Origin of the sequence: Vibrio sp. 1-Bac 57, from assembly GCF_037546855.1 — a bacterium.
Classification (GTDB): domain Bacteria; phylum Pseudomonadota; class Gammaproteobacteria; order Enterobacterales; family Psychromonadaceae; genus Psychromonas.
In genome coordinates, this window is sequence record NZ_JALAAC010000017.1 from 37,767 (window position 1) to 53,748 (window position 15,982).

Consider the following 15,982-nt stretch of genomic DNA (forward strand, 5'->3'; position numbering starts at 1 on the left):
TTCAATTGAGTACTAGCTAGCTACTGAGTTCAACACTGGTAAAGCTCGCTAAGCGAAAATATCAAGTGTTTAAGTAGACTGATAAAAGTCTAAAAGTAGCTCAAAACTTACTAATAAATCATTGTCGCGCACTGAGTCGCAACAATGAATTACGTAAGAAAGAATAAAGTAAGAAAGAGGGAATAATTAAATTATTTACTCTGCTTTTTACTATTCAATTCAAGTAAGAAGTGATCAAGACTATAACTACCACCACCTTGTACAGCGATAGCAACCAATACAACTAAAAGTGTTAATGCATATTCATACCCATTATTAGCCATAAATAAACCATTATTAATGTGTACGGAGAATATAGCGACGACCATAGTGAAAGCCGCAACCACTGCCGCAGGACGAGTTAACAAACCTAATAGAATGGCTAATCCACCAAAGAACTCTGCACTTCCAGCAAGTAATGCCATTAGGTAACCAGGAGTCATTCCTATACTTGCCATCCACTGTCCAGTCCCCTCTAGTCCATAGCCCCCAAACCACGCAAACAATTTTTGCGCACCATGAGCAGCTAAAATAAGGCCAATTGGCGCACGTAGTATTAATGCAGCAACGCCTGCTTTAGATGACAGTACTTTGTTTAACAATGATGATTTCATGGGTTGTTCCTTGATAAAGTTAATAATTAATAGTGTTGCCCCTGTTGTGGGATGTATGTACTTTACTATCAACAAAATAAAAGAGTAATATGTATAATAACGAATAATTAACAACAAAATGTTGTTAATTGAGTTTTTAAGATTTAATTTGTAATAAATAAATTAGTTGTGCTGATTAAATAAAAAAGTCAAATGAATAACTTAAATAGAAAAGTTGAATAGATAGTTAATTAAAAAATAAAATAAGTCAGCTAAAGGAACAAGTAAAATGGATAGAATTGATGCGATGCGGGCTTTTGTATCCGTTGTTATAGAAGGTAGTTTCAGCAATGCGGCAACAACTTTGCAATTATCACCACAGCTAGTCAGTAAATATGTTTCTAAGCTTGAAGAGCGATTAGATGTGCGCTTATTACACAGAACCACACGTAAAGTTAGTTTAACCGAGGCGGGGACCCATTATTTTCAGCATGCACAACAAATATTGTTAAGCATTGATGAAATGGATTCTCAGTTAGGAGGATTACAACAAACTCCTAAAGGCACACTTCGTATCAATGCACCTGTCTCTTTTGCTTTAAGGCACATGGCTAAATTAATTGCCGATTTTCAAATGCAATATCCGTTAGTGAATGTCGATTTACAGCTAAACGATCGTAAAGTAGATATCGTTGAAGAAGGTGTTGATATTGCATTACGTATTGGACGTCTTAAAAGCTCATCTTTAATTGCAAAATATCTCACCCCTATTCGTCTTATATTATGTGCATCTCCTGAATATCTGCAAGAAAATGGCGTACCAAGCCACCCTGAAGCGCTCAAAAATCATCGCTACCTCCACTACAGTTATATGGACATCGAAGGAAAAGGGGACGTTTATCAATGGTTAAAAGCTAAAAATACTAATCATCTTGGTGCATTCCATAGTAATAATGGAGACGTATTAACGGAAGCTGCTATAGCAGGTGCAGGATTAATATTGCAACCCACTTTTATAGTACATGAGGCGCTTGAAAAAGGTCAATTAATACCAGTATTACCTGATTTCGAGCCTGAGCAAGTGGGGTTATATGCGGTCTATGCTAATAGAAAACTATTACCTAACAAAGTTCGATGCTTTATTGATTTTATCGAGCACTATTACGGTTCACCGCCCTACTGGGATCAAGCGATAAGTAAATAAGCCTAAAGATTATTGTTATCCTACTCGCTAGTTGCTATTTTTTGCGATAGTATTTTCACCTATTCCAAATAAGCATTGATAATTTATTGTTTAAATATTAGGTCCCTTTATCTTATGTTACTTGAAGGCATTGAAACGTTGTTAATGCTCAGCCATGAAAAAACCATGAGCAGAGTAGGTAGTCAGCTTTATATTAGCCAGTCTGCGGTAAGCAAACGTATCGCATTATTAGAAAAGAAATTAGGTAAAAAGTTGATTGCACCTGATGGGCGGCATGTACGCTTAACGCCTGCAGCGAATGAGTTGATCGCTAGCATTGGGCCTACATTTCAAGAATTACAGGGACGTATTTACGAACAACATACGTTAAAAGATGAAACGATTATTTCCCTTGCTTGCTCGGAAACCTTAGTCGCAGGATACCTTGCCAGTATCATGGGGGATTATTGTCAACAGGATGCCGCGATTCGTATTAGCACCCACCATACCCCAAGGATTATTGAACGCGTGCAATCGGGTAAAGCGACGATCGGCTTTTGTGCTGGTCAGATCCCAGCACATCACGGACTAAAAATGATTTGTCTATGGCAAGAGCCTTTTGTATTGGTCAGCGAATCCGCATTATTAACACTGCCTAAGCAAATATTAACCAATGACCTATCGAACCCAGCTAACCGTTACCAGTTAGATATATTAACGACACTAGGTATTGAGCCACTAATGCAAATGGACTCTTATACCGCTTCAGCGCAACTTGCACTCGGCGGTATAGCGCCTGCATTAGTGCCACTTTCTATTGTAAAAACCATGAAAATACAAGCTAAGGACTGTTTTACCTTTGAACAGTTAAGGCCTTTATATCGCCCAATTCACATCTGCTTACGGCCCAACAATTATCAGAACCAAAGAGTTAAAACATTGATAAAAGCCATAACGAGTGCTGTTCCCATAACAACTTAATAGCCATGGTCATCGACATAATGATCACTAATGGTCGAATGATTTTTTGACCATTACCTAACACCACTCTTGCACCTAAACGCGCGCCAAAAAAGCCGCCAATGGCCATCAATAATCCCAACTCCCATATTGGTAACCCTGCAATTATAAAAAACAGCAACGCTGCTATATTTGAGGTGAAATTTAACACTTTGGTGCGCGCTGTTGCTGCTATCAAGCCATAACGCCCTAGTGCAACAAAACAGACCGTAAAAATAGAGCCCGTACCTGGACCTAAAAATCCATCATAAAACCCCACACTTCCACCAATCACAAAAGCAAAGGCAGTTTCTGACAGTTTCGGTTTATCGTCAGGATGTGGCGTGATTGAAGAAGAGAAAAGAAAGTAACTTGAAATCGCAATCAGTATAATTGGAATAATACTCAATAATAAATCAGCTTTTACATGTTGTACGATTTCAGCCCCTATTGCGGCGCCGACAAAGGTACATAAAATGGGTAAACGCATCGGTTTTAACTGCACAATACCATTACGAACAAAATATAAGCTTGCGGAGAAACTACCAAAAGAGCTTTGTAGTTTATTCGTTGCTAATGCTTGTGCAGGTGGAATACCCGCAGCGAGTAAAGCAGGAACGGTCAACAATCCCCCACCACCAGCCATTGCATCGATAAATCCGGCTAATGTTGCAACAGCGACGAGAAACGCCATGACCTCTAGTGAAATTTCCATACTTTTCCTTATCATTATTAAGGCCGCGACTATAACACTGAGCAGCTAGTTAGATGAGCAAAAGCATGGAAATTAATGTATTCCTATTTTTCATAGGAGATGGTGACAGTAACTAGCACTGTTCACCATCTTTCAGAGAAGCCTAATAAACTGGCTATTGGATTGGCTAAATAGGTTGACTAATGAATGGAGGGTTATGCCATCATAAACAGAGGAATATGAGTGTGGCGTAATAATTTTTGCGTTACGCCACCAAACATTTGCTTATGTAACTTCTGATGTACAAGTGCACCTGCGACAATGAGATCAGCCTCTTGATCCAGCGCCTCTTTTAATATATTGCGCGGTGTATTTAAGCGGCTGGTAGAAAAAGACACACATTCAGAGTCGATTAGATGGCGTTTTAAAAACACCTGTAAATCTTGCTGTGTGGGCTTTTTCAATAATGATCGCTCGCTAGTAACAATGACAACTCTATCTGCCTTTTGTAAAACAGGAATAGCAGCACTGACGGCACGAGCTCCTGCATCATCTCCATTCCAAGCAATTACAATCGTTTTAGGCGAAAACTCACAATCAATGCACCTAACCAATACAGGTAATGCATCATACTAGTGGTGTTAGTGTCATAGGCATAACCATTGGTAATGTATTTGGAAGAATTGCAGGAAATGAGGCTGCTGATTATGCGAACAACTAATAAAGTAACAGAAGCACAAAGAGTCATGACCATTTGTAATGCATGTCGTTATTGCGAAGGTCATTGTGCAGTGTTTCAAGCGATGGAATTACGTTTAGAATTTAACGCAGATAATTTAGATTATTTAGCCAACCTTTGCCATAACTGCGGCTCTTGCTATCACAACTGTCAATATACTGCTCCACATGAATTTGACCTTAACGTACCTGCTGCGATGGCAGAACTGCGACAAGAAAATTATGGTATATATGCATGGCCAGGATTTATGGGGAAGCTTTTTGCCAATAATGGTTTATGGATGTCGTTATTATCAATTATAGTCATTACAAGCTTCTTTATAATCACCAAGATATAACTGGGGATGGTTTTTGGACTGTACAAGAGCAAGCCTTTTACGGCGTAATTTCGCACAATACAATGGCCTTTATATTTTCCACTGTCTCTGCTTTTGTAGCGATTGCAATGCTTGCCTCGATCATCAAATTCTGGAAAACCATGTGCCTGCCTTCTCCGTTTAGCTTGAACTGGAAACAGGTAAGACAAGGTGTGAAAGATGCATTAACATTAAAATATTTAGATGGGGGTAATGGTCAAGGTTGCTCTCACGAAACTGAACAACCTTCCATGGCACGCCGCTGGTATCATCAAATGACATTTTGGGGTTTTATGCTGTGCTTTGCTGCGACATCAACGGCGACAGTCATGCATTATGGATTTAATTTACCAGCACCCTATCACTACATTAGCTTACCAAAGCTATTTGGGATCTTGGGTGGCATAGGATTAATTGTAGGACCGATTGGCTTACTCTCGATCAAATATCGAGCACCCAATGAAATGAAAGGAAAAACCAATAAAGGCATGGATGTGAGTTTTCTCGCATTACTTTTATTGACTAGTATTTCTGGGCTTTTACTGATGTTAGTAAAGGATACACAATGGGTAGGTTTGGTATTAAGCTTACATTTAGGTATTGTCATGACATTTTTTCTTTCCATGCCCTATGGTAAATTTATTCATGGTTTTTATCGTTTAATTGCATTGGTTGTTTTTGCTATTGAAAAAGAAAAGCACCAAGCAATAGCAGGTGTTGAAACAATTAATGTGGCTAATATTGATACATAACCCTCTACTGAAGTAATAATGAAGAAATCAGCCCTGAAGGAGGCCATACTTAGAAACAATTTTAAATTAATCAACTAAATAAATCTGAAGAAAAGCTAGTCAGCTTATTAACTTGAGCGTTAATAGGCTGTCAGAAATATGTTAAGTTAAGACTTATACGACTGCAGTAATAAACACAGCATAATAAGGACAACACCAGCCCACCCTAATACAGAAATTGATTCTCCGACCACAACCACTGCAAATACAGCAGCAACAGCAGGTTCAAACAAAGTCAACAAAGTGGCTTTGCTTGCATGAATAGTGTTAAGCCCATATCCAAAGCAAATATAACCGATAAACATAGGTATTACTGCGATATAAAGCACCACCGCAGTATTGATGGGTGTCGCAAACAGATCATTGCTATTCAATAATAAAATAGGGAGAAGCAGTACCGCACCAATACCAAAGATGCTACCCATTGCTGATTTCGAACTTATTCCGCGATTAATCAATGCTTTTGCGGCCCATGAATAAAGTGCATAAGCGAGACCTGCAATAAAACCAAGGACGATACCAATCACTTTGCTTGAATCATCAAGGGTCTGTTCAGTCAGGTTTGTTTCTGAACTAGCTAACAATACAATGCCAACAGACCCGATAAATAAACTCAGTACCCAACGACGGTCGATGTTGTTTTGTTTGCTAAAAAGACACTCAATTAAGGCGACAAAAAAAGGAGCACTAGCGATTGAGATAACCGTGCCTATTGCGACACCCGATAAGCGCATTGAACTATAAAAGGCTAATGGGTAAACGGCTAAGGCAATAGCCCCTATGCAAAGTAGTTTACCTTCTTTTAGCAGGCACTTTGCATCATGTCGTAGATTTTTCGCACCAAAAATAGCTAACATTAAACCACCGACGCCCATAGAAAAGGATCCGATGGCTAGTGGATTCACGGTAGATGCAAACGATGCAGCCGTGCCTGTTGTGCCCCATAATAAAGAAGCAAATAAGATAGCTGATACACCGTATGTTTCTGACTTATTAGTTATGCTTAACTTGCTCATGTTGATCCTTTAGACGATTAATGAGTCGAAGTATAAATCTGGAGCTAACAAATTAGTTTGCAGAAAAGACGCTTATATTGTTTTATCAGACTACATTTTTCAAGACTGTTTTTATAGCGTTAGGTTTTATAAGGCTAGGCTTTATGAAGTTAGGTTTACAGGTGAATCTATGCATTGAACTTATTAACGTCTTAATTGGCGAGGCGACAAACCAAAAAAGTGTGAAAAGCGGCGACTAAAAGCAGAGATATCTCCATATCCTACTTGTTCCGATATTAGCTGCACTGGTGAATCGGTATGCGTTAATAATGCCTTTGCCTTTTCCATTCTTTGAATCGTTATATATTGCAGCACACTTTGACCCATCGACTGCTTAAATATTTTCTTAAATTGTGTTGGGCTCAAGCAAGCGATGTCGGCTAACCCGTTAATAGTGAATGTTAATGATAGGTCATCGGATATATGCTGAATTACGGATCTCACCCTAGAGTCTATTTGTTCGCCCACTCTTTGTTGCTGCAACAGTTGAAAAAACATCTGCTGCATCAAGCTTTCAATCGAACTATCGACTTTGTGTTGTAATTGTTTTTCAATAAAAAAGAGATAACTTCTAAGTGGCGAAGAGACAGAGAAAACAACAGAGTCCATGTTTAATAAATTATCAGGTAATAGATTAAGGTCTGCGACAATAAATCGAGCTTCTTCATTGGCTCTGAATAAGTGAAAGGTCTCGGATTGGATCACAACACACTCTCCAACGGAGACTTTACCTTGGTATCCTTCAAGCTCGATAATAATAGTGCCTAATATCGGCAAAACTAGCTGGTGATAACAGTGCACATGCCCTCTTCGCTGCTTGCTATATGCTCTTATGCTTAAATTATCTTGCATCGCAGTGCCCCTCATTAAATATTGCCGTGTTTATTAGCTATTTATTATCAGACAATTACCATAATATCGAAGAATTTCACAATGATATTAAACCTTTAGCGAGATTTTGTGGCAGCTCTTTTTGTTTTTGTGGTTTTACTAGCACTAGCACTTTTTTTAGCAGCTGGTTTTCTTTTAGCAAATGACTTTTTAAACCCAGCAGGGCTTGCAGGCAGGTTGACTAATGCTTGTGGGCCATCAGCAATCGCTTTTTTGATAATATCACCAAGCTGTTCTTGTAATGGAGAGACAAACCCCAGATAACTTTGTTGCTTTTGACTAATTGCATTTAACTGCATTTCCCACAAAGCAGTCATATCTGGCAAGGTTAATTTGTCAGGAAGACTCTCAATTAATTTTCTACCAACCTCTGTTGCTTGAATCGTTTTACCAATGCGCTGTAAAAATTGACGCTTAAACAACAACTCGATAATGCCAGCTCTAGTCGCTTCAGTGCCTAAACCATCGGTTTCTTTAAGTACTTTTTTTAGCTCAGCATCCTTAATAAAACGTGCAATATTGCTCATCGCAGCGAGTAAGGTTGCATCAGTAAAGTGTGCTGGAGGTTGTGTATTTTTATCAATCACTTCACCACGCTCACAATATAATATCTGGCCTTTTTTTAATGTCGGTAAAAAGCTTTCAGTTTCTTTTTGAGGAAACAAAACTTTCCAACCGTCACTTTGCTTTGACTTCGCTTTACTGATGAACAGCCCTTTATTTATTTCAATTTCAGCAATACATTCTGCATAACAATAATCATCATAAAACTGACTAAGGTACTGACGAGCAACCAATTGATAAATATTTTTAGCAACAATATCTAATGAACTAGTGGATTTTTTAGTATCTGTCGGAATAATCGCGTGGTGCGCATCAACCTTACTGTCATTCCAAGCACGGCCTTTAATTGATAAGTTAGCACCCTGCACCGCTTGTTGCATTTGCGGTTCGTTGCTAGCAATTGCCTGTGTAACAAACTTAGCTTGTTGATGATGATTACGCGGTAAATAACGGGAATCTGAACGTGGATAGGTAATTAGTTTATATCGCTCATAAAGAGCTTGGGCGGCATCTAATACTTGTTGTGCGCTGTAGCCAAAACGTTTAGCGGCATCAATTTGTAGCCCAGATAAATTATAAGGTAAAGGTGCAACCTGCTTTTTATTTTTATTAATAAAGCTAATAACAGTGGCGGGTTGATCTGTAATACGTGCGGCAACATTTTCAGCTAAGGCTTTAACTAGCACTCGCCCTTCTGAATCTTGATAAGGAGCGCAAGCGTCACTAGGTTGCCATTTAGCAGTAAAAGGTTGTTGAGTACTTTTATCTTGATTAACATTTAAATGCGCTAGTACTTCATAAAATGGTTTACTAACAAACTGCTCGATTTCATAGTCACGCCTTGCCACTAACCCTAACAATGGCGTTTGTACTCTCCCCACTGAAATAACCCCTTTATAACCCGATTTTTGGGCTAATAAAGTATAAGCACGGGTTAAATTTAAACCATACAACCAGTCGGCACGCGTTCTTGCTAATGCTGAAGTTGAAAGTGGAATAAAATCTTGGTTTGAACGTAAATTTTGAATGGAACGCTTCACTGCATTAACCGTTAAATCGCTTATTAAACAACGCTCGACTTGTTTTAATTTATTGCCTTTAACACCACTAAAATGAATCACTTCATCAACCAACAGTTGACCTTCTCGATCAGGGTCCCCAACATGCACTAGTTGATCAGCTTGTTTAATTAATTTTTTTAAAATGCTTAATTGCTTGTTGGTGTTGGCAACAGACTTCAACTTCCACTGAACGGGAATGATAGGTAAGTGCTCAAACTTCCATTGCTTAAAAGCGGGATCATAAGCTTCTGGGTCAACTTGCGTTAATAAATGGCCGATACACCAACTTACCACGTCGCCATTTCCGGCATAAATACAACCATCGGCTTTTCGGTGTGGTTTAGGTAATGCGTCTGCAACGGCACGCCCTAAACTTGGTTTTTCAGCAATATATAGTTTCAACGTACACTCCAACTGTTTTTATAGACAGTATTTTATCTACTGCCATAATTCAAGTATTGGACGCTTTTATTTGCAACTATGTTCACAATTGCTTGACTAATAAACAATACTTTTGAATATGTGTCTTTTATAATATTGGTATTACTTTGCATTATTGTCATATGCTTACCTTAATAGAACGCCAGATTGATTAAATGTCATTGTTTTGAAAGAACCCAACAGATTTATAAAATCATTGAAATAGTACATTTGATAAAGAATTTAACGAGAGAACCAAATATGAAACTAACCAAAAAAGTAACATCATCATTATGTCTATGTAGTGTGCTATTTGTTGTGGCCTGTAATGCCGATGAAATCAACCAAGATTCTCCAATAACAGTGGTTGACGCACCATTAAGCACCAAACAGGTAAGCCAAGCAAAAGCAACGGTGGACACTGTGATTAACGCAGATACGCTATATAAAACTTCAGCAGCCAAAAAAACTGAGTCTACTAAATCTTGGGACGAAGTTAAAAAATCCAGCGAAGAAGTTTGGGAAAAAAGTAAAAAAATCAGCCAAGATGCGATAGAAGCAGGAAAAGATACCACCACTGGTGCTTGGAAAGAAGGCACAGAATCCAGCAAAAAAATGTGGGAAAGTAGCAAAGAAAAAAGCAAAGAACTTTGGGAAAGTAGTAAAAAATCTAGCCAAGAAATTTGGGATAAAAGCAAAGAAACTAGCGAAGAACTTTGGAAGGATGGCAAACAATCAAGTAAAGAGTTATGGCAAGAAGGTAGTGAGAAATTAGATAAAATATTTGAAGAGTCAAATGAACCAACTAAAGAAGATGCTTTTGATAAAGCAAACCAAGCTTTTGAACCTGATGAAATTTAGCTATGTCATGATTTAACCATGCTAAATTTAACTATGTAAAAAATTAATTAAGCCAAAAAATGACACAAGAAACATATAGCATGCCCCTCTGCTTATTCGTTTGATAAGTGCAATAAAGATGCATTAAATTAATGCATCTTTATGAGGAACAAAACATAAAATTAAATTACAGTGCTAGCACCTATATCATTAACTAACAGTGTAACTAAATCTCTTAGTTTGGCATCGATTTCTGTATTCTTTACCGAACGAGTTTCAATATTATAGTTATCAAAAAAGTTTGGCATAGACAACGAACCTTTTAAATCAGCCGCAAAATAAGGAGCAGAACCCACCGCCGAGGCCAATACTGATGCAGCACCACCTGGACCAGGAGAAGCTGACAACATTAACATCGGTTTATTTTGATACACTTTAATATCGATACGTGAGGTCCAGTCAAAAAGGTTTTTATAAGCCGCCGTGAATGACCCGTTATGCTCTGCATAAGAAATGACAATCGCGTCAGCTTCGGTAATTTTATCGTAAAAGTCCTGTGCCTGTTGTGGCTTTCCTAACTCTACTTCTCGTTGAATACTGTAAATTGGCATTTCAAAATCATTAAGATCCAATAGTTCTACTTCAGCTCCTTCTATTAAATGTGCGGTGTAGTTTGCTAACTTCCGATTCATTGAGTTTTTTGAATTACTGGCTGCCAATGCTAATACTTTCATGCGGAATCCCTTACTGATGATCACTTTTTAAATGAGGATAAGAATTAAAACACACCGAAAACGATTCTATTAATGGAATACGATAAGGTATATTAATTTTGTTAATTAATTGTTCTTTCATATATAACTAACTGATTTTTGCCTAACAATATTAGGCCATATTCAGCGCTAAATTGGTATGGCTGATCGATATTAATTACTATCGGGTTTAGTGACATCACTAACAGAATCATATGAATAGTAAGAAAATGAACAAAGCAGCTTGGTTAAATGTGGTGGAATAGCTTAATACCTTAGAATGGCAGTTGTAAAATCAATTGAATTCTAAATTAGCATAATAAGTGTAGAAAAATAAATGTAAAAAAAAGGCTGATGTTTCCATCAACCCTTTTTAACAGATAAAACGATAATTGCCCTGTACTTTGACTTAAGCTAAATCACTAAATTAATGTTTAATGAATCTAACTTTTTGTAAGTAAGTTACAAAGCAAAATTCTTAATTTATCTATAAAAATATATTAACTATCTAAGTAATCTAAGTCGTCGTAATCATCACCTAATAGTTCTTTTAAACGTCTTCTTTCTTTTAATTCTTCAATACTACGGCGAACTTTGCCTCTTTTTCTATCGTTTAATAATGCTTGTTTTTTCTTCATCGATGCATTGTTTTCATCCCAATCATCTTCAGGAAAAAAATCAGTGATATCTTGAGTCTCATCTTCAGTTTGTAGAGAGTTTCTATTTGAGTGTGCCATTTTAATTCTCCAATCATGACAGTATTGCTATGCCGTTATAGGCTTATTTATAACTACAAAAAACTAATTTTAAATATTAAGTACGGGAGACTTTTATCTACGATTAAATAAAAAACCATACCTAGTCTTTTTAACTCATTATTTAAAATAATTCGATAAAAATTTACATAAAAAACAAGATTAAAAAGCACTTTCTATAAAATATGAGATTAAATAGCCATTTTCGTGATGATTTAGTCGATTTAATGATAAAAAAACATTGACGATAATAATTATCACTCTATTTTTCATCAATTGGATAATATACAACAGCTTCATAAGCAGTTACATTAAGGGTCTTTTTCAAGACATAAAAGGGTGAATATGCAGTTTTCAACGTTAGGCAGCAGTGGTGAATCAGTTTCTCGAATTTGTTTAGGAAGCATGACCTGGGGGTTGCAGAATAATCAACAAGATGCAGACCAGCAAATAGCCTATGCATTAACGCAGGGTATTAATTTCATCGATACCGCTGAAATGTACGCAGTACCTCCTTCTGCTGATACATATGGAAAAACAGAATCAATCATTGGACATTATTTACATAATAATGCCAGTCAACGTAAAGATATTATTTTAGCCTCTAAAATTGCCGGATCAGGCCTACCTTGGGTAAGAAACGGCGGCGACATAACAGGTGAAGCAGTGATTAGTTCAGTAGAAGCTTCTTTAAAACGCTTACAAACGGATTACATTGACCTTTACCAATTACATTGGCCAAATCGCCAGTCTCCTCATTTTGGACGTCACACACCTAATACGTTTAAATTCTCTGATAGTGAGACAGCACAACAAACAGATTCGATGCTCGATATACTTCAAGGTTTAGATAAGTGTGTTAAAGCTGGGAAAATAAGATACTGCGGTTTATCAGACGATACACCTTGGGGCATTAATAGCTTCTTGAAACTTAGTGAACAGCATAACTTACCGCGTATGGTATCGATTCAAAATGAGTTTAATTTATTACATACCAAAGATTGGCCATATTTAATTGAAAACTGTGTACATGAAGATATTGCGTACTTACCTTGGTCACCATTAGCAACGGGTATGCTAAGTGGTAAGTATTTAGATGGGCAATGCCCAGCAGGGAGTCGTTGGAGCATTAAGCAGCGTAATGGTTTATTTAGAGATACGCCTGAAAGTGAAGCAGCGGTAAAAGCTTATCAAGATATCGCCCATCAGAATGGCATTACCACAGCACAATTGGCCTTGAAATGGTGCGACCAAATAGATGGAGTGACTTCGACCATTATTGGCGCAACTAAAATGACGCAATTAAAAGAGAATATCGAGGCATTTAAAGCGCCTTTATCTGAACAAGCGTTAAGTGATATCAATACGATATTTAAAAAGTACCCAGCGCCTTATTAACAATGACTCAAACGATCATCTGTAGCAACTGGTAAGTGAGAGTAAATAACCTATTAGCTTATTAAGCTATTAATTTATCAACTGATGAGCCATACCTAAATCAAGTGCCGAAGCTTCCAGTAAACACTTCGGCGCTTTTATCATTTCACTTTCTACTGTATTTAAGAATTGCCGGGAACAACACTTCCTACTTTCGATACTTAACCTTGACACTTAGTCTTGATAACTTTCTCTAAAGCACAAACTAACTGGCTTAATAGCAGTTCCCCTCCATCTCTAAAATAGAGACATTTGATCCGACGTGATCATATTAAAATCTTTACCTAATACAGGCAAAATTGCCTCCGCAATAGGTTTTAGTTGTTTATCAATATACTGCTGATAATCAATATCAGAATGACAATACTCTTGTGGCTCTGGCCCATTTACTGTTAATAAATAACCAATGCGCCCCCGTTGCTGATAGCGAAGTGGTAACCCCAACGCTGCATTTTGTTGATCTGCTAACCGTGCGGCACGTACTTGCGGGGGAATGTTTTTAATATAATCAGCCAAAGGACGGCGCAACCTTTTATGATAGACGAGCTTATCATCTAATAAACCTTGTTTTAGTTGCTCAATGGTATCAGTGATATATGCTTCCACCGGTAACTCGGCAAATATTTTTTGATATAACGTTTTCTGAAATGTTTGTGCTAATTCAGTCCAATCTGAGCGTACGGTTTCCAATCCTTTAAATACCATTTTTTCACCGCTTTCTGTGGCGGTTAACCCTGCATAGCGTTTCTTAGAGCCGGTATCTTGGCCACGTAAAGTTGGCATAAAAAATTTAGAAAAAGCCGTTTCAAACTCAATCTCTAAAAAGCAGTCAAGGTCAAAGTCCTGCCGTAATAAATCTGCCCAATACTGATTAATGTCTAAGGCTAATTGTTGACCTATTTCATTCGCTTGTTGTAAATTATTACAATCTTTAAGATAAACAAAAGTTGAATCAGTATCCCCATAGATGACTTTTTGCCCTTTGTTTTCAATAAAGCGAGCAGTTTGTTGCATAATTTGATGGCCGCGCAAGGTGATTGAACTGGCTAAGCGCGTATCATGAAACCGACACCCTGCAGATCCTAATACCCCATACATACTGTTCATAATAATTTTTATTGCATGCTGAAATGCATTATTTTTTTCTTTTTTGGCTTGCTCTCGCGCGCTGGTTAATGTGTTTAATAAACTAGGTAAATGGTGTTCAGTTCGGCTAAACCTTGCCCCTCTAAACCCTGGAATAGTTTCTTCTTCAGGCGCTAATAAACCTTCAATCATGCCCATTGGATCAATTTTAAAGCTGCGAATGATATTTGGATAAAGGGATTTAAAATCTAGTACTAACACCCACTCATACAAACCTGGAATCGAATCCATCACAAACCCGCCGGGAGAATGTTGTGCTTGAACATCTCCTAGATTAGGTGCGATATAACCGCTACGGTGTAATAATGGTAAATATAAATTAGTAAAGGCGGCAACTGATGCTCCCCTTCTATCTAAAGCGAGTCCTGTTAATCGTGCTCGTTGGATCGTATATTCTGCGAGTTGTTTATCTTCAAAAATACGCTCAACTAATAAACAGTCCTGCAAGTTGTAACGTGCAAGTGTGACAGGCTCTTGCTCAAATTGGCGTTTAATCTCTAACCCTTTATCGCTATTGGTTTCAATTAACTTACCTTCACCAAATAAACTCTGGCTGACAAATTCCAAGCTATAGCTTTCAAAATGTAAACTGGCATTCTTTAATGCGTCGATACCATCTAACACCACGCGTCCGTTTAGTATGACGGAGCCACTATCCGGATCATCTCTATGTGTTAACCATTTTAAGGCACTACCATCTCGGCCAATGGTTAATGGGACATTAAGAATTTGAGCGCGTTGTGCTAATAAACGCATATCAAAGTTAGCAACTGCCCAACCGATGATTGCATCGGGATCATATTGTTCAAACCAAGCAATTAATTGCAATAATAATGACCGTTCATCTTTAACCCAAATGATATTAATATCGTTAGCAGATTGGGACCTGCCTATCATCAATACCGAATGATGTGCTTGCTTTTTGTCACCGACATTATGCATACTCAATGCGATACTATATAGCTCACTTTGCGGACTACATTCCACATCGAGTGACACCATATTTAAGGTTACATTGGCGCTAATGACATCGGGATTAATTTCATTAGATAAAGTTGCTTGCTGACAGGACCAATACTTGCCTAACCATTCAATTTGACCAGAAACTTTCACCAAGCCATAAATGAAGCGCTCCATTAGAAATCGGTCGCTGAGTTTAATATCTCCTTCATAGGTGGCAATACTTTGTTGCATTAATGCTAATTGGCACCATTTATGAAGTTGTTGTTTAAAGGTGTAAATAGCACATATTTTTTTGCCATTAAAGGTTTTAATATCAAGCGGACGAATAAAATTAGGTTGGCAGTTTTCTTGTTTCCAAACTTGCTCCGCTTGCTCAAGTTGATCCTGTTCAATTAAAAACACATAACGTTGTTGTGGTACTACAAGTCTGCACGGCCCACGGTCGGTGCTTAACCAAAAAATAAGATCAACACCATTCGCTGTCTCAACTTGCTGACGCGATAGAATTAAACCGGATAGAGAGGTAATAGAAGATTCAGTCATATTGCTATTTTAGGATAGTTTCAACGTAAACGTTACCGCTTAATAAAAGTAATTAAAAACAAAGCATTGCAAACAATTAAAAAGAAATAAAAAAGGCAAAAAAAGAGGCTGATAATCAGCCTCTTTTTAGATGTAATATTTCATGCGACTAATTGTGAATAG

15 protein-coding genes are annotated in these 15,982 nt (G+C 37.6%); 6 read left to right on the forward strand and 9 right to left on the reverse strand.

Going from position 1 to position 15,982, the window contains the following annotated elements:
* Nucleotides 1-191: 191 nt before the first annotated feature.
* The gene (locus MT391_RS12225; protein ID WP_166370517.1) at nucleotides 192-653 is read right to left on the reverse strand and encodes a DoxX family protein; all 462 of its coding nucleotides are present in this window, start codon (nucleotides 651-653) and stop codon (nucleotides 192-194) included.
* Between the two features lie 268 nt (nucleotides 654-921).
* On the opposite strand from MT391_RS12225, the gene MT391_RS12230 reads away from it, so the two are divergent.
* Entirely contained in the window at nucleotides 922-1,836 is a 915-nt protein-coding gene (locus MT391_RS12230; protein ID WP_499442384.1) for a LysR family transcriptional regulator, read from the forward strand.
* A gap of 114 nt (nucleotides 1,837-1,950) precedes the next feature.
* Nucleotides 1,951-2,796: a LysR family transcriptional regulator gene (locus MT391_RS12235; protein WP_499442386.1), complete on the forward strand. Its 846-nt coding sequence runs from the start codon at nucleotides 1,951-1,953 to the stop codon at nucleotides 2,794-2,796.
* Here the strand turns inward: MT391_RS12235 and MT391_RS12240 are convergent.
* Together MT391_RS12240 and MT391_RS12245 are read right to left on the reverse strand one after the other, a co-directional pair.
* Entirely contained in the window at nucleotides 2,747-3,529 is a 783-nt protein-coding gene (locus tag MT391_RS12240) for a TSUP family transporter (RefSeq protein ID WP_166370523.1), read from the reverse strand. The genes MT391_RS12235 and MT391_RS12240 overlap by 50 nt on opposite strands.
* 194 nt (nucleotides 3,530-3,723) lie before the next feature.
* Nucleotides 3,724-4,122 carry a universal stress protein gene (locus MT391_RS12245; protein ID WP_299665650.1) on the reverse strand — a complete coding sequence of 133 codons (399 nt, stop codon included), beginning with the start codon at nucleotides 4,120-4,122 and terminating at the stop codon, nucleotides 3,724-3,726.
* A gap of 93 nt (nucleotides 4,123-4,215) precedes the next feature.
* On the opposite strand from MT391_RS12245, the gene MT391_RS12250 reads away from it, so the two are divergent.
* Both MT391_RS12250 and MT391_RS12255 read left to right on the forward strand, forming a co-directional pair.
* Nucleotides 4,216-4,584, forward strand: coding sequence for a hypothetical protein (locus MT391_RS12250; protein ID WP_499498289.1), 369 nt, complete (start codon nucleotides 4,216-4,218; stop codon nucleotides 4,582-4,584).
* Nucleotides 4,524-5,354: a hypothetical protein gene (locus MT391_RS12255; protein ID WP_499498291.1), complete on the forward strand. Its 831-nt coding sequence runs from the start codon at nucleotides 4,524-4,526 to the stop codon at nucleotides 5,352-5,354. Before MT391_RS12250 ends, MT391_RS12255 begins: the two co-directional genes overlap by 61 nt.
* Before the next feature lie 146 nt (nucleotides 5,355-5,500).
* Here the strand turns inward: MT391_RS12255 and MT391_RS12260 are convergent, their stop codons facing one another.
* The 3 genes from MT391_RS12260 to MT391_RS12270 form a co-directional block, all read right to left on the reverse strand.
* Nucleotides 5,501-6,409, reverse strand: coding sequence for a DMT family transporter (locus MT391_RS12260; RefSeq protein WP_499498293.1), 909 nt, complete (start codon nucleotides 6,407-6,409; stop codon nucleotides 5,501-5,503).
* A 183-nt stretch (nucleotides 6,410-6,592) separates the two neighbouring features.
* Nucleotides 6,593-7,300, reverse strand: a complete 708-nt coding sequence (locus tag MT391_RS12265; protein WP_499498294.1) for a helix-turn-helix domain-containing protein — start codon at nucleotides 7,298-7,300, stop codon at nucleotides 6,593-6,595.
* A gap of 95 nt (nucleotides 7,301-7,395) precedes the next feature.
* Nucleotides 7,396-9,366 carry a DNA topoisomerase III gene (locus MT391_RS12270; protein ID WP_499498296.1) on the reverse strand — a complete coding sequence of 657 codons (1,971 nt, stop codon included), beginning with the start codon at nucleotides 9,364-9,366 and terminating at the stop codon, nucleotides 7,396-7,398.
* A 279-nt stretch (nucleotides 9,367-9,645) separates the two neighbouring features.
* Here MT391_RS12270 and MT391_RS12275 point away from each other — a divergent pair, with 279 nt between their 5' ends.
* Nucleotides 9,646-10,245 carry a hypothetical protein gene (locus MT391_RS12275; RefSeq protein WP_166370533.1) on the forward strand — a complete coding sequence of 200 codons (600 nt, stop codon included), beginning with the start codon at nucleotides 9,646-9,648 and terminating at the stop codon, nucleotides 10,243-10,245.
* A 161-nt stretch (nucleotides 10,246-10,406) separates the two neighbouring features.
* Here MT391_RS12275 and MT391_RS12280 read toward each other — a convergent pair whose 3' ends face one another.
* Together MT391_RS12280 and MT391_RS12285 are read right to left on the reverse strand one after the other, a co-directional pair.
* Nucleotides 10,407-10,958 (reverse strand): NADPH-dependent FMN reductase, encoded by a 552-nt coding sequence (locus MT391_RS12280; RefSeq protein ID WP_166370535.1) that lies wholly within the window; start codon nucleotides 10,956-10,958, stop codon nucleotides 10,407-10,409.
* Between the two features lie 518 nt (nucleotides 10,959-11,476).
* The gene (locus MT391_RS12285; protein ID WP_166370537.1) at nucleotides 11,477-11,713 is read right to left on the reverse strand and encodes a PA3496 family putative envelope integrity protein; all 237 of its coding nucleotides are present in this window, start codon (nucleotides 11,711-11,713) and stop codon (nucleotides 11,477-11,479) included.
* Between the two features lie 363 nt (nucleotides 11,714-12,076).
* On the opposite strand from MT391_RS12285, the gene MT391_RS12290 reads away from it, so the two are divergent.
* Nucleotides 12,077-13,129, forward strand: coding sequence for an aldo/keto reductase (locus MT391_RS12290; RefSeq protein ID WP_499498298.1), 1,053 nt, complete (start codon nucleotides 12,077-12,079; stop codon nucleotides 13,127-13,129).
* Between the two features lie 276 nt (nucleotides 13,130-13,405).
* On the opposite strand, the gene MT391_RS12295 is transcribed toward MT391_RS12290, so the two are convergent.
* Complete coding sequence (locus MT391_RS12295) at nucleotides 13,406-15,820, reverse strand: DNA polymerase II (RefSeq protein ID WP_499498300.1); 2,415 nt, start codon at nucleotides 15,818-15,820, stop codon at nucleotides 13,406-13,408.
* Between the last annotated feature and the right edge of the window lie 162 nt (nucleotides 15,821-15,982).